We start from the raw sequence: 14,658 nt of genomic DNA on the forward strand, positions 1-14,658 counted from the left end.
CCCAAGGGCAGGGAATGCGTTTTGTTTTCTGAGTACAATCACGGCCATGGTTAACCTTGCTTACCTCACACTGAAACCGGTTAATTACCGGGGCGCAGCCATGCCTCGCGGACACTTTCATTCCGTCACACCCCCTTAGGGGGCACTAGCGCGGCAAGAGCGCTCTTTCCTTGCTTTGTCCTTTTCTCTGTCTGTCGCTGTTTGCCGCGACGGGCATGCCCATGTTTTTGCCTTGCGTGTCCAGACGGTGACTGTTTAGCTGGATACGGTAAGCGCGTCTCTCTTCTTTGCTAAATGCGGTGTTTATGTTTATTGAAAAAATCAGAACGGAATGGTTCTCCAACGTTCGGGGTGATTTGCTGGCTGGCCTGGTGGTGGCATTAGCGTTGATTCCGGAAGCCATTGCGTTCTCCATTATTGCCGGTGTAGATCCTAAAGTTGGCCTGTATGCCTCTTTTTCTATCGCGACGCTCATCGCTTTTGTCGGTGGCCGACCAGGCATGATTTCGGCTGCGACCGGGGCGATGGCCTTAGTGATGGTGACGCTGGTGAAAGAGCATGGGCTCGACTATTTGTTGGCGGCGACCATTCTTGCAGGGATGCTGCAAATGTTGGCTGGCTTTTTTCGCCTTGGGCAGCTTATGCAGTTTGTCTCGCGCTCGGTCATCACTGGCTTTGTCAATGCCCTGGCGATCTTGATTTTTATGGCTCAATTGCCGGAGTTGACGAATGTCACCTGGCCTGTTTATGCCATGACGGCGGCTGGGCTGGTCATCATTTATGGATTGCCTTATATCACCAGGGCAGTGCCTTCGCCCTTGGTGGCCATTGTCGTTCTAAGTATTGTCTATATGGTTTTTGAGCTGGATATCCGCACCGTGGGTGATATGGGGGCCTTGCCTGACAGCCTGCCCAGCTTTTTGATCCCGCAGGTTCCTTGGACATGGGAAATACTGCAAATCATTTTTCCTTACTCTGTCACCTTATGTGTTGTGGGTCTATTGGAATCCTTGATGACGGCCACTATCGTGGACGATATGACCGATACCACGAGCAACAAAGACAGAGAGTGTGTAGGACAGGGTATTGCCAATATCGCCACGGGCTTTGTAGGAGGGATGGCTGGCTGTGCCATGATTGGGCAATCGGTGATCAATGTGAAATCAGGTGGGCGTGGCCGACTGTCCACCTTAACAGCGGGCGTTGTGCTGTTGATACTGGTTGTCTTTCTGGGGGAGTGGGTCAAGCAGATACCGATGGCTGCCTTGGTTGCCGTGATGGTGATGGTGTCCATCAGCACATTCAATTGGCGTTCAATCAAAGACCTGGTCGTGCATCCCAGAACATCCAGTGTTGTCATGTTGGCGACGGTGGTGGTCACTGTTGCCACCCACGACCTGGCCAAAGGAGTGCTGACAGGTGTCCTGTTCTCCGGGGTATTCTTTGCACACAAGGTGCGCCGTATTTTGCACATCACCTCAAGCCTTAGCCAAGATGGCCAGACACGTACTTATATTGTTTTCGGGCAGGTGTTTTTTGCCTCGGCAGAGAACTTTTTTTCAAAGTTCGACTATCAAGAGAAAGTGCCGCATATCTGTATTGATGTGAGCCAGACACGATTTTGGGACTTAAGCTCGGTTGCGGCCTTGGATCGGGTTGTGTTGAAGTTGCGTCGTGGTGGTGCCCAGGTGCAGGTGCAGGGGCTCGATGCCAGTAGCACGACAATGATCGAACAGTTTGCTCGTTACCCCAGCAGTGACGGTGCGAGTCCCGTAAACCCTCATTAAATAGCGTGGCCGGCGCTGGATGCGCCGGCCTTAACTGCCATCGTCTGCTCCTTCCTGGGTTCTGAAGGGGACATTTCAGTCCCGGTCGTGCACCTCCAGCCCCACACAATTGCCTGGAAATAATAATTCAAGCTTAAACAAGAATCTGGGTGCGACGCAGGGTAATCCCCATCCTTCAAGACATTGACGCTCTACATCAAGCTAACTACCATCACAACATACAGATATGTATGTTATGAATCCACTTATGTTTGGTGAAGCGAATGACGACAGAAAAAACGATGCCGCGGGTGATGCGTTTCAATGATTTGGCGTTCCAGCCTCGACAGGAAAAGCCCGAGATGGCGCAGTTGGCGGAGATTGTGGGTGAACAAGATGGCACGCCTCTCAGTGCTGGTTATGCCCGTCTGAGCAAGGCGCGAATTGAATGGACTGTGCTTTACGACGAAGTGGTCACGGTAATTGAAGGCAGCATCAATATTCATACCCCGCAAGGTGTTTTGAAAGCAGGGCCCCTTGACTGCGTTTGGCTGCCCGCAGGTACTCCCCTGATCTACGAAGCAGAGTCTGCTCTGATCCATTATTGCCTGCATCCCAGCAACTGGGCCAGCGCACGGACGGCCGCATGAGCACCAAGAAAATTATGCACCTGCCGGAGAACGACAAGACCAATGGGTGGAGTCGGCTTCTGGCGCCTCGCATGGCCAAGCCAGCCTTAGGTAAAGATATACAAGCCGATTGGGTGATTGTTGGCGGTGGTCTGGCCGGTTTGGCCGCAGCTCGTCGCCTGGCAGAGAATCGTCCCGATGACAGCATCGTGGTGCTGGAAGCGGATCAGGTGGGTGAAGGGGCTCAAGGCCGAAACTCCGGCTTTGCGATTGATAGCCCTCATAACGTTGGTAGTTCCATGGGCGAACTGGACGCCGCCCGCTCGCACGTGCGCTTGGCGCGTACGGCAATTGCTTATCTGAAAGCTCAGGTAGAGCGTTACAGCATTGAGTGTGATTGGAGCCCCATCGGGAAATTCCATGCGGCGGTTTCCGAGGAAGGCGTACGCACAACCCTGAAGCCTACGCTTCAGGTGCTGGAGTCCTTGAAGGAACCGCATGAGTGGCTGGACGGGAAGGCTTTGCACGATAAGCTGGGATTCAAGCATTTCCGTACAGGTATTTACACCCCAGGCACGGTGCTGCTGAACCCGGCTGCTTTATCGCGTGGCCTGGCTGACAATATGCCTCCCAACGTCACCGTCTACGAAAAAACGCCGGTGTTGTCTTTGCAGCAAGGTGATGGCGTCACGCTGTACACCCCCGGCGGCAAAGTTCGTGCAGGAAAGATGATTCTGGCCGTGAACGTGTTCGCGGAGCAGTTTGGGTTTTATAGCGGCAAGCTGATGCCGATGGCCGCTCATGCCAGCTTGACTCGTTGCCTGACTGAAAGCGAACAGCGTGAATTGGGCGGTTTGCCCAGCTGGGGTTTGACGCCCGCCAATGCGTTTGTAGGTATCACCATGCGCCGCACCAATGACCAGCGCATTCTGATTCGCCAGCACATGACGTACGCCCCTAATTTGCGTAGCGATGACCAGAGCCGTCGCCGTGTTCGCATCGAGCACAAAACCCTGTTTGATGAGCGTTTCCCGAATCTGAAGAACGTGGAAATGGAGCACACCTGGACGGGCTTTATCTGCTTGTCCCGTAACGGCTCGCCCGGCTTTGGGCAGGTGGCGCCACATGTGTACTGCGCGGTGTGTCAGAACGGGGTGGGGCTGACCAAAGGTACGATCTCCGGCATGTTGGTGGCGGATCTGGCCTGTGGCGTGGATAACCCTTTGATTGCTGACATGCAGGCTCTGGGGCAACCCGATGCTTTGCCGCCACGGCCGTTTCTGGATGTGGGGGTCCGGGCCCGTTTGGGCTGGGAGTTGTGGCGACACCGAGCAGAAGCCTGACAAGTGAAGTTTGAACAACAAATTTAAAAGAGATACCCAGGAGGAGTTATGACGCTTTTGAGCAAGACTTTGCTGACGGTGATGTTCAGCCTGAGTGTGGCCACCGTGTCCGCACAAACCATGCGCATTGCAACAGACTCGGGCGCGCAGGGTTCGCCTAGCGGTGACGCTATCGAAAAATGGGCCGCGTTGATTAAAGAGGGCACGCAAGGCGCTTTGTCGCCACGCGTTTTTTATCAGAACCAGTTAGGAGGTCAGGAAGAGGTGTTCGATCAGCACATAGCGGGGGATGTGCAGTTGATGTTGAACTGGCCCATGACTTCCTATGACAAGCGCATTGCGGTGATCTATACGCCTTATATGTTCACCACCTGGGAAGAAGCCCTGGCTGCTTACCAGCCTGGTGGCTGGCTGAATGAAACGCTGGATAGTGTTTACAAGGAAAATGGTCTGAAGTTCTTTGGTGCCTGGCCTGAAGGCTTTAATGGCGTTGCTACCAAAGGCAAACATGCGTTGACGGTGGAGGATGCCAAGAGCATCAAGGTACGGGTACCTCCAATCTCCATAATGCAGCAGTCTGTGCAAGCCATGGGTTACCAAACGGCCGCCATTGATTGGGGGGAGGTGTTCACTTCCATTCAAACTGGCGTGGTCGATGGCGACGCGGCCAATGTCATTTATTACGACTACGAGTATTTCCGCGACACCTTGGATTATTACGTGCGCAGCAAGCAGCAATTCATTACTGGTGTGCTGTCCATGAACCTGGAAGCTTGGGAGGCCCTGAAACCCGAACAACAGGAAGTGATTCAAGCCTCCGCCACCAGCATCATGCAAGAGCAGTTTGCCAAGGCCCAGCTAGCGGACGCGGCTATTGTGGAGAAGTGGAAGGCGCTGGGCAAAAACTACATTGAACTCGACAAGGATCAGCTGGCCGCATTGGGTACGCATGTCCGCGCCAAAGTCTGGCCATCGATGCACGCTGAAGTAGGCGAGAACATCATGGCGCATATCGAGAAAAACGCCTCGGCTCTCAAGTGAACACCTTGGATCAAGGGAGTATGAGCGTGAGTGAGGGTATCCCAATGAAGCGCGGGCCGACCCTGGTTGCCCTGGAATGGCTGGCCATTGTGTCAAGCATCGTGGTGGCGGCAGGTTTGGCCTATGTGGTGGCAGCACGTTACTACCTGAACTGGCCGGCAACAGGAGTGCACACCATTGTGATGGTGGCGGCGATCTGGCTGTACATGACCGGGGCGCTGATCGCCAGTCAGTCCCGTCAGCATCTGGTGGTGGACTATCTGTCACATCGTTTGAAAACGCCACAAGCGCGTGCCATTCACCGTTTTATTGTGTCGGTACTGGTACTGATTATTGTGGTGGCCTTCGCTTATTGGACCTTGCGCATGTTCATGTGGGGCTCCCGCTTCTCCGCCACCATGGCGGAGCTGTCGATTCCTGTCTGGGTGCCTCAGTCTGCAATTGGCCTGAACGCAGTCGGTAGCCTGTTGTATGCCTTGCGCGATGTTTATCAGTCTTTGATGGCCTTGCGCCAGGGAGACGATTGATTATGCATGCTGGATTTTCTGTTCTCTTGCTGCTGTTCCTGCTGGGGGTGGGGGTGCCGGTGGCCTGGTCCTTTGCTGGCACGTTGTTAATGTTGACCTTGGTCTATGACGTCAATTTGAATACCTTGATGCTGCAAGGATTCCGTTCCTTGAACTCCCTGGTTCTGCTGGCCTTGCCCTTGTTCATCATGGCAGGTTATTTGATGCAGGCAGGCGGGATTGCTCATCGTTTGGTGGGTTTTGCCGAAATGCTGGTCAAGAATCGTCGTGGTGGCATGGGGGCCAGCATGGTTCTGGCTTCCGGGGTGTTCGGGGCGATTTCGGGGACTGCCTCGGCGGCAGTGGCTTCCATTGGCACCATCTTGGTCGACCCCATGGAGCAACGTGGTTATCCTCGTCAGTATTCGGCGGCCTTATTGGGTATTTCCTCCTTGCTGGGCATTCTGATCCCGCCGTCCATTACCATGATTTTGTTTGCCGTGGTGACCCAGCAATCCGTGGTGGCCTGCTTTGCAGCGACGATCGGACCGGGCTTGCTCTTGATGTTTGGTTTGATTTTGTTTAATTATGTCGTGGCTGGACGCTGGTTCAAGGAGTCGCCTGCTCAGCCTGCGCACGAAACTCAAGGGCGTTATTCGCTCAAAACCTTGTTCTATGCCATCCCCGCCTTATGTATTCCTGCCTTGATTCTGGGCGGGATTTATGGGGGAGTCTTCACGCCCACAGAAGCGGCTGCGGTAGCTGTTGTGCTGGTCATCGGTATTGGCTGCTTTGTGTACCGTGAGCTGACCTTGCGCAAGCTGTGCGACAGTTTTGTACGTACGGCAGAGACCACGGGGACGGTCATCCTGATCTTGCTGTTCTCTTTCCTGATTGGCCGAATTCTGGTTGCGCAAGGCGTGCCACAGGACCTGGCCACTTTTGTGACCGGTCTGGTCGATAGTCCCATCGGAATTCTTTTGATGGTGAATATCTTTCTGGTTCTGGTGGGCATGATTATCGATGACGTGTCCTTGACCGTGGTGGTGGCTCCCTTGCTGCTGCCGTTGGTGGGGGCGGCAGAGGTCAACCCGGTACAGTTTGCCGCGATTGTGGCATGTGCAGTAATCGTAGGTTCCAACAGTCCGCCGATGGCACCTGTGCTGTATATGTCCTGCCGTATCAGTAAAGTAGCGGTACACCGCTCTTTTAGTCCGGCCATTGCCATGATTGTGTTTGTAGCCATTCCGGTTCAGTTGATTACCACCTTTGTGCCCGCCGTTTCCTTGGCGTTTCCACGAATGCTGGGCCTGTTGTAAGAGGAGCGCCGGTATACTTTGGCGATTAAAGCGACTCTACAAGCAGGCGATATGAGCGATAAGGAATTGATTGAACGTGTGGCCCAAGCCGGGGCGTTGAGCGAGCCTAATGTGCATTTGACGCGGGCGGATTGGCTGGAGGCCGCCATTCGCTTGTTTATGCAAGAAGGTGTGGAGGCGGTGCGCATCACCCGTCTGGCCCAGGTCATGGCCGTCACACGGGGAAGTTTTTATTGGCATTTCAAGGACAGGGACGATCTGCTTGATGGGCTGGTCGGTTTTTGGGAGCAAAAGAATATGCGCTCTACCATGCTGGCGCTAGAGAATGTGGACAATTTGCAAGATGGCATGTTGTCCCTGTTCTCCACCTGGCTGGACGTGTCCCGTTTCGAACCGGGTCTGGATATGGCCATGCGTGATTGGGCAAGGCGCTCCGAGCGGGTGCGTCAGGCGGTAGCGCGGGCGGACAAGGCTTGCATGAATGCCTTGGCTAATTTCTTTCAGCGTATGGGGTTGGAACAGATAGAAGCTCAGACCCGAGCACGGACAACGTACTTTTGTCAGATTGGCTATTACTTGATTGGCCTGCAGGAAAATCTGGAAGATCGTATGGTGTATTTGAATGACACCATGAAGATCTTGGGTGGCCAGCCTTTGGATCCGGCCAAGGCCAAGGCTTTTGCAGAGCGCATGTATAGCGTGCAAAAGGACAATGCCAAGAAAGTGGTGGGATAGTTGGATGCTCTGGAGCCGGTGGGCGTCAGGCGTGCCTAGGGGGCCACAGAGGAAGGAGCGTCCTGACTGATAGTTCTTGCTCTGAGGAGCAGGGCAAAGCGAGTTGCCAAGGAATATCAGTTTGAAGTCGGGAAACTAAAAGGGCCGAATCCTGAAGAGGATTCGGCCCTTTTTGGGACTGCGTTCAGTGAGACGTTTTATTGCCGCTTCACAAAGGCAGTCCGTATCATCTTGTGCTGCTTTGCTGCAAGGCTTAGAACCAGTTGATGGGGTTCCAGTAGTTAACCTTGGTATCCAAGCCTTCCGTGAAGTATTTTGAGTCAGGGAAGTTTTGGTCCATCACGCGTTTGGTGGTGTCGCGCAACTCGGTCTGGCCCATCTTGTCGTAAGACAGGTACATCAGGTACAGCGCACGTTCGGCGATGGGCACACCCTTGAAGTCCGTAATAACGGTTTGGGCACGGTTAACAGCGGCAACGTAGGCGCCACGTTTGTAGTAGTACTCGGCCACATGTACTTCGTTCTGAGCGATGGTGCTGACCAGCCAGGTTAAACGTTTGGCGGCATCGGGTGCGTATCGGCTGTCGGGGTAGCGTTGCAGCAGATCGTTAAAGGCTTCGTAGGATTCACGCAGACCTTTAGGGTCACGCTCGCTGGGGTCCTGCTGGGTAATGTTGGACAGGGCAGCGCTAGGAGGCGTAAAAGAGATCAGTCCTTTCAGGTACAGCATATAGTCGGTGCCGGGGTGGCTGGGGTACTGCTTCTGGAAGCGGTCAATAGCGGCCAGGGCTTTGCCAGGCTCTTCGTCTTTCCAGTTAATGTAAGCCTGGTCGATCAGCGATTGCTGTGCATATGTGCCGAAGGGGTAGCGGGACTCGACGGCTTCCAGGCGGGTACGCGCGTCTTTCCAGTTGCCGGCCGACATTTCTTCACGGGCGTCTTTATACAAACGCTCGGCGGTCCAACCCGAGGTGGGGTCAACTTCTTTTTTGGTAGTGCCGCAGCCAGCAAGCAAAGTGGCAGCCAGCATTAATGCGGCTACTTGGGCCAGCTTGGTACCACGAATACGTGGCAAGTTCAGGTTCAGGCGAGTCACAAAAGCGTCCTTGGTGTTAGCATTGCTGCTCAATTATATGATTTGTCGCCATGCCTGACACAGATACTGAAAAAGATAGTGTTGTTTCTTCCGACGCACTGCGTTTTATCCTTCCCATCACTGCGTCTCCCGATCGTCTGGACAAGACTTTAGCGCGGTTACTGCCTCAGCATTCGCGCAGCCGTCTACAGTCCTGGGTCGAGAGCGGGCATGTTCTCGTCAACGGCCAGGCCGTCAAGGTCAAGCATACGGTTTACCCCGGTGATACCGTGCTGGTCTGGGAGCAACAGGCCCCAGAAGACATGGCTTTTGAGCCCGATGACGTGGACTTCGAGATTGTGGCTCAAAGTGACTCCTGGCTGGTGGTAAACAAGCCAGTCGGTCTGGTCACGCACCCTGGCGCGGGTAACTGGCGCGGCACCTTGCTCAATGGTTTGCTGTTTCGCTTTCCCACTTTGCGACAGGTGCCCCGTGCCGGTGTTGTACACCGGCTGGACAAAGACACTTCCGGCTTGCTGGTGGTGGCTCGCACAGAAGTCGCACAAACTCACTTTGTCCGACAACTGCAAGAGCGTAGCATGGGACGCCAGTATCTGGCGTTGGTCCATGGTGTCTTGCCGGGCCAGGGCTCGGTAGATGAGCCAATTGGACGCGATTTGCGCGTGCCAGTGCGCATGAGCACTGGACCATCCGTTGCCCCCAAGCATGCCGTAACGCATTATCAAATGTTGCGTCAGGGTTATGTGGGTGAAGAAGCGGTCACCGAAGTGGCTTGCCGACTGGAGACAGGGCGTACCCACCAGATTCGTGTCCATCTCAGTTCGATCAAGCATCCCCTGCTGGCCGATACCCTCTATGGTGGCCGCGTGGTTGCGGGGGCACAGCGTCAAATGCTGCATGCGCACGTGCTGGAGTTTGAAGATCCCGATACGGGCGAGCGCCGCAGCTTCTCGGCAGAGCCACCGGCTGATTATCAGTCTGTTGTAGAGTCTATTGAATGGCACACTCAACGTTGATTTCTACGGTTAGCGGCCCCGCACAAGCGGGGCTGCTTTATTTTTGTACGACTCGGGCCGGTGGCGTCAGTCAGGACGAGCGCGACAGCCTGAACCTGGGCTTGAATACCGGCGATGATCCGCAGCGGGTGCAGGTCAATCGGCAGCGGCTTGCGGACTTTTTGAGTGCGGAGCCCATCTGGTTGGCACAGGTACATGGTACAGACGTGCTGGATGCGGATCAGGAGGTCCTGCCTGCCGTGCCCAGGCAGTTTGATGCCGCTATCACCACGCGCCGGGATCGCACTTTGGCCATCTTGACGGCGGATTGCCTGCCGGTTGTCATTTGGGATGAGCAAGCCCAGGTGCTCGGTGTGGCCCATGCCGGTTGGCGTGGGCTGCAAGCCGGAGTCTTGGAAAATACCTGGCAGGCGATGGCCGCCCGTTGTCCCCAAGCGCAATCCTGGCAAGCCTGGATTGGGCCGGCGATTAGCCAGGAGCACTTCGAAGTCGGGCAGGAGGTCTTTGATGCCTATGTTCTGGACGAGCCTGAATTGGCCGCCTTTTTTATTCGGGGAAAGCGCCCTGGAAAATGGCAGGCGGATTTGCCCGGTATTGCACGCCACCGATTGGAAAAATTGAGCCCCGGAAAAATAACTGTGCATTTAAGTGGCCTGTGCACGTTTCAAGATAATGATTTGTTTTATTCTTATCGGCGCTCGCCGTTGACTGGCCGACAAGCCACGATTGCTCGCCTGAACCCGCGTTAACGGTTTTTTGCTCGTTTTTAAATACCATATGGAATTTTTAATTCCGTCTATTGGCGCGCCAGCCTAATTAATTACCCCAATTGACTGCCTTTGTGACGAACGTCATGCTCTAAGCGTATTTGCAATTCGTTTACAGGTGGCAGATGTCGAGTAATAACAGTGCTTTTCAAGGTTTTGGCAAACCGATGGATGCTACCGGCTGTGCTGAACTCCAGGCTCGTTACATGCAGCAGTGGCAGGAGCTGTGGGACCAGGCTCAACGGGGAGCCTTGCCTGCCCCGCAGGATCGTCGGTTTGCGGATGCCGCCTGGCAGCGTAATCCTACCGCCTTGTTCAATGCCCATGTCTGGCAGCTTAGCGTTCAGGCCATGAACGAGATGCTGGACCTGATGGAGCTGGACACCGCACAGCGGGAGCGTCTGAGCTTTTCCATGATGCAGTGGGCCGAGGCCATGTCGCCCAGCAATTACTTGATGCTCAACCCCCAGGCTCTACAAACCATGATGGATACGGGCGGCCAGTCGGTGCTGGAAGGCATGTCCAACTTTATGGATGACTGGCAAAAGGGGCGCATGACCCAAACGGATGAAAGCCAGTTTCAGTTGGGGCAAAACGTGGGCACCACTGCAGGTGCCGTGGTGTTCCAGAATGATATTTTCCAGCTGATTCAGTACTCACCCACCACCAGCATGGTGCATGCCGTGCCTTTGCTGATCGTGCCCCCGTGTATTAACAAGTTCTACATTCTGGACTTGCAACCCGAGAACTCGTTCGTACGCCATGCCCTGGATCAGGGGCTGACGGTGTATCTGATGTCCTGGCGCAATCCCCAGCCGAACGATGCAGCCCATATCCATGCCCTGAGCTGGCAGGACTATCTGGAGCAAGGCGTGCTGGAGGCGATTCGCGTCAGCCAGGAACTGTCGGGACAGGAAAAAATCAATACGCTGGGCTTTTGTATTGGCGGCACCTTGCTGGCCAGTGCCTTGGCACTGGCGCGCAATAAAGGCCAGGATCCGGCCGCTTCCATGACCTTGTTGACCACCATGTTGGACTTTACTGACGTGGGTATGCTGAACGTCTTCATCGACGAGGCACAGGTCGCGTTTCGGGAGTGGCAGTTGGGGCAGGGCGGTTTGCTCAATGCCCGCGAACTGGCCAGTACCTTTTCTTTCTTGCGCCCCGCCGAGCTGGTTTGGAACTATGTGAACAGCAATTACTTGCAGGGCAAAAAACCGCCTGCATTTGATCTGCTGTACTGGAATTCCGACGGCACCCATTTGCCCGGTCCTTTCTTTACCTGGTATTTGCGTAATACCTATCTGGAAAATCGCCTGATTCAGAAGGGGGGCGTCCCCGTGGGAGAGCACCGTGCCGATCTGAGTCAGCTCGATTTGCCTGTGTACCTGTATGGCTCCAAAGATGACCATATCGTGCCCTGGCAGTCTGCCTATGCGTCCTTGCGGGCATTGCCGGCGGCCCAGCATCGGTTTGTGTTGGGAGCGTCTGGCCATATTGCGGGCGTGATCAATCCGCCTGCCAAGCAGCGTCGTAATTATTGGGTGCTGCAAGACGGCGAGCCGGTCGCCACGCTGGATGCCCAGCAGTATATGGAACGGGCTCAGTCCGTACCCGGTAGCTGGTGGTCGGACTGGATTGCTTGGCTTGCGCCCTTGTCGGGCTCACGGCGTCGCGCAAAACGTCGATTGGGCCATGCGCGTTATCCCGTGCTGGAAGAGGCGCCCGGCAGTTATGTGAAAGTGCGCGCCAGTTAATTCTTCAGTTTTTCAGGTTTCGGGAGCAGGGTAATCAGCCTGCTTCCTTGATCCCGACGCCAGGCTTTTTCATTGCCCGGGCCGGCACAGGGATTCGAGCGTTGTCACCCCTTTCAGGAGATGGATATGAGCAGCAAAGTAGCTTACGTAACTGGTGGTATGGGAGGGATAGGGACAGTCATTTGTCAGCGCCTGGCCAAAGACGGGTTTACCGTAATTGCAGGTTGTGGCCCCAACCGTGATTTTCAGAAATGGTTGGGCGAGCAAGCCGAGCTGGGCTACACATTTCATGCTTCGGTGGGCAACGTGGCAGACTGGGATTCGACCGTCGAGACCTTTAAAAAAGTATTTGCCGATTTTGGCCGTGTCGATGTGCTGGTCAATAATGCCGGGATTACACGCGACGGAACCTTCCGTAAAATGAGCCAGGAAGATTGGCGCGCAGTGATCGACACCAACCTGAATAGCTTGTTCAACGTGACCAAACAAGTGATTGATGGCATGGTAGAGCGCCAATGGGGCCGCATCATCAACATCAGTTCGGTGAACGGGCAAAAAGGGCAATTTGGCCAGACCAACTACTCGACGGCCAAAGCCGGGATCCACGGCTTTACCATGGCCCTGGCTCAGGAGGTTGCCAATAAGGGGGTGACGGTCAATACTATTTCCCCCGGTTATATTGGTACGGACATGGTCCGCGCGATTCGTCCCGATGTGCTGGAGAAAATCGTGGCTACCATTCCGGTGGGGCGCTTGGGCACGCCCGATGAAATCGGGTCTATGGTCGCTTGGCTGGCCTCGGGTGATTCCGGCTTTGCCACTGGCGCGGATTTCTCCCTGAACGGTGGCTTGCACATGAGCTAAGGCTTGTTGCAGTGTATAGCGCGTGTTTTTGTTTTATTGATTAGGAAGTAAGCACCAGCATGGGATCCCCTCGACTCATCAAGAAATACCCCAATCGTCGCTTGTACGATACACAGGCCAGTGCTTACATCACGATGGTCGATGTCAAGCAACTGGTTCTGTCAGGCGAGGAGTTCGCGGTCGTCGATGCCAAAAGCGGCGAGGACCTGACGCGCAGTATTTTGCTGCAGATCATTCTTGAGGAAGAAAGCGGGGGTATCCCGATGTTTTCCACTCCGGTGCTGATGCAGATCATCCGCTTTTATGGCAATGCCATGCAGGGGGTCATGGGCTCGTATCTGGAAAAAAACATTCAGGCTTTCATGGAAATTCAGGAGCGCATGACCGAACAGTCCAAGGGCGTGTATGGCGGGCAGTTCGGCCCCGAGGCCTGGGCGCAATTCATGAGCCTACAGGCCCCTGTGATGCAAACCGTCATGAACAGCTACATCGACCAAAGCAAGAATCTGTTCGTGCAGATGCAGGACCAGATGCAGGATCAGACTCGGCAGATGTTCTCGGTCTTTCCCTTTGTGCCACCGGGCAAAGACAAGAAAGACTGATTTTTTTAGCCTGCCAGCGTTTTAAACGGGGTATGGCTGCTGAGAGTTTCCTGATAGCGGGCCACATGGCCCGCTTCTTCATGCACAAACGCTTCAATGGCGTGGGCAAAGCGAGGATCTGCAATCCAGTGTGCCGAGCTGGTGGGCGTGGGCAACAAGCCACGCGAGAGCTTGTGCTCGCCTTGAGCGCCACCTTCAAAAACACGCAGTTGCTGTGTAATGCAAAACTGGATTGCCTGGTTGTAGCAGGTCTCAAAGTGCAGGCCAGGCACGTAGCGGGTACAGCCCCAGTAACGTCCATAAAGCGTGTGTCCGTCCCGTAGCGACAGGGCGCAGGCGACTTCTTGTCCATGTTGTTGTGCCAGAATCAATACCAGGGATTCGGGTAACTGCTCGTGCAGGCGGGCAAAGAAATCCCGGTTTAGATAAGGATGTTGCCCGCGCTCTTGGTAGGTGTTGGCGTAGCACTGGTAAAAGTAGTCCAGATTTTGTTCGCTAATTTCTTGACCCTGCTTGTGTTCAAAGGACAGGCCTTGTTCGTACACCTTGCGGCTGTCCTGTCGCATTTTTTTGCGCTTTTGCTGGGTCAGCGAAGCTAGAAAGTCCTCGTAGCTGGCGTAGTCCTGGTTCTGCCAGTGAAATTGCACATCATGGCGAATCATGAAGCCAGCCTGCTCCAGAGCTTGCCTGTCGTCCGGATTGGGAAAGAGCACATGCACGGAGGACAACTGATTGTTCTGTGTCAGTTGAATCAGTTGTCGGGCCAGCAGAACCCGATCTTCATGAGAGTGAGCCAAAAGACGCGGGCCACTGACGGGCGTAAAAGGGATGGCGCACAAGAGCTTGGGGTAATAGTCCAGGCCGTGACGTTGATAGGCCTGAGCCCAGCCTTGGTCAAACACATATTCTCCCCGGGAATGGTGTTTCAGATACAGGGGCACGGCGCCACACAGCGTCTGTCCACGATGCATCAACAGGTAATGCGGTGACCAGCCTGTTTGTGGGGTAACGCAGCCAGCGTCGTCCAACGACCTTAGAAAGGCATGGCGGAGCAAGAGGTGATGACCCGATAGCGCATCCCAGCTTGCTGAGTCGAGCTTGTTCAGTTGGGTGCAAAGTGAAAACTGGATCGGTTCAGTGCTGACCATAGCAGTGGGGCCTATCTTGAAACAGGAGTAGGGCATAGGCCCTGACGGCTTTGTATACTAGCCAGCGTT

At 54.8% G+C, this 14,658-nt stretch carries 14 protein-coding genes; 12 read left to right on the plus strand and 2 right to left on the minus strand.

What is annotated here, in order from left to right; translation table 11 throughout:
- Positions 1-305: 305 nt before the first annotated feature.
- From AB7E06_RS01810 to AB7E06_RS01840, 7 genes are all read left to right on the plus strand, one after another.
- Positions 306-1,787, plus strand: coding sequence for a SulP family inorganic anion transporter (locus tag AB7E06_RS01810; protein ID WP_427954867.1), 1,482 nt, complete (start codon positions 306-308; stop codon positions 1,785-1,787).
- A gap of 263 nt (positions 1,788-2,050) precedes the next feature.
- On the plus strand, positions 2,051-2,416 hold the full coding sequence (locus AB7E06_RS01815; protein ID WP_230019153.1) for an ethanolamine utilization protein EutQ: 366 nt from the start codon (positions 2,051-2,053) through the stop codon (positions 2,414-2,416).
- Positions 2,413-3,738: an NAD(P)/FAD-dependent oxidoreductase gene (locus AB7E06_RS01820; RefSeq protein WP_094195963.1), complete on the plus strand. Its 1,326-nt coding sequence runs from the start codon at positions 2,413-2,415 to the stop codon at positions 3,736-3,738. Before AB7E06_RS01815 ends, AB7E06_RS01820 begins: the two co-directional genes overlap by 4 nt.
- A gap of 48 nt (positions 3,739-3,786) precedes the next feature.
- A complete protein-coding gene (gene dctP / locus AB7E06_RS01825) occupies positions 3,787-4,779 on the plus strand; it encodes a TRAP transporter substrate-binding protein DctP (protein WP_094195964.1) in 993 nt (330 codons plus the stop codon).
- A gap of 20 nt (positions 4,780-4,799) precedes the next feature.
- Entirely contained in the window at positions 4,800-5,306 is a 507-nt protein-coding gene (locus AB7E06_RS01830) for a TRAP transporter small permease (RefSeq protein ID WP_108727913.1), read from the plus strand.
- Between the two features lie 2 nt (positions 5,307-5,308).
- The gene (locus AB7E06_RS01835) at positions 5,309-6,604 is read left to right on the plus strand and encodes a TRAP transporter large permease (RefSeq protein WP_094195966.1); all 1,296 of its coding nucleotides are present in this window, start codon (positions 5,309-5,311) and stop codon (positions 6,602-6,604) included.
- A 51-nt stretch (positions 6,605-6,655) separates the two neighbouring features.
- Positions 6,656-7,339 (plus strand): TetR/AcrR family transcriptional regulator, encoded by a 684-nt coding sequence (locus AB7E06_RS01840; RefSeq protein WP_108727911.1) that lies wholly within the window; start codon positions 6,656-6,658, stop codon positions 7,337-7,339.
- A 253-nt stretch (positions 7,340-7,592) separates the two neighbouring features.
- On the opposite strand, the gene AB7E06_RS01845 is transcribed toward AB7E06_RS01840, so the two are convergent.
- On the minus strand, positions 7,593-8,390 hold the full coding sequence (locus AB7E06_RS01845) for an outer membrane protein assembly factor BamD (RefSeq protein WP_199827906.1): 798 nt from the start codon (positions 8,388-8,390) through the stop codon (positions 7,593-7,595).
- Between the two features lie 95 nt (positions 8,391-8,485).
- Here AB7E06_RS01845 and AB7E06_RS01850 point away from each other — a divergent pair, with 95 nt between their 5' ends.
- The 5 genes from AB7E06_RS01850 (at position 8,486) to phaR (ending at position 13,441) form a co-directional block, all read left to right on the plus strand.
- On the plus strand, positions 8,486-9,451 hold the full coding sequence (locus tag AB7E06_RS01850; RefSeq protein WP_125276929.1) for an RluA family pseudouridine synthase: 966 nt from the start codon (positions 8,486-8,488) through the stop codon (positions 9,449-9,451).
- Entirely contained in the window at positions 9,433-10,200 is a 768-nt protein-coding gene (gene pgeF, locus AB7E06_RS01855; RefSeq protein WP_094195970.1) for a peptidoglycan editing factor PgeF, read from the plus strand. The genes AB7E06_RS01850 and pgeF overlap by 19 nt, the downstream gene beginning before the upstream one ends.
- A gap of 143 nt (positions 10,201-10,343) precedes the next feature.
- Positions 10,344-11,975, plus strand: coding sequence for a PHA/PHB synthase family protein (locus tag AB7E06_RS01860; RefSeq protein ID WP_108727909.1), 1,632 nt, complete (start codon positions 10,344-10,346; stop codon positions 11,973-11,975).
- A gap of 126 nt (positions 11,976-12,101) precedes the next feature.
- The gene (phbB, locus tag AB7E06_RS01865; RefSeq protein WP_009457629.1) at positions 12,102-12,839 is read left to right on the plus strand and encodes an acetoacetyl-CoA reductase; all 738 of its coding nucleotides are present in this window, start codon (positions 12,102-12,104) and stop codon (positions 12,837-12,839) included.
- Between the two features lie 59 nt (positions 12,840-12,898).
- Positions 12,899-13,441 (plus strand): polyhydroxyalkanoate synthesis repressor PhaR, encoded by a 543-nt coding sequence (gene phaR, locus AB7E06_RS01870; RefSeq protein WP_094195972.1) that lies wholly within the window; start codon positions 12,899-12,901, stop codon positions 13,439-13,441.
- Between the two features lie 5 nt (positions 13,442-13,446).
- On the opposite strand, the gene AB7E06_RS01875 is transcribed toward phaR, so the two are convergent.
- Positions 13,447-14,589: a GNAT family N-acetyltransferase gene (locus AB7E06_RS01875; RefSeq protein WP_230019158.1), complete on the minus strand. Its 1,143-nt coding sequence runs from the start codon at positions 14,587-14,589 to the stop codon at positions 13,447-13,449.
- Between the last annotated feature and the right edge of the window lie 69 nt (positions 14,590-14,658).

The sequence above is a fragment of the Alcaligenes sp. genome (genome assembly GCF_050255915.1).
Taxonomy (GTDB): Bacteria; Pseudomonadota; Gammaproteobacteria; order Burkholderiales; family Burkholderiaceae_B; genus Alcaligenes; species Alcaligenes aquatilis.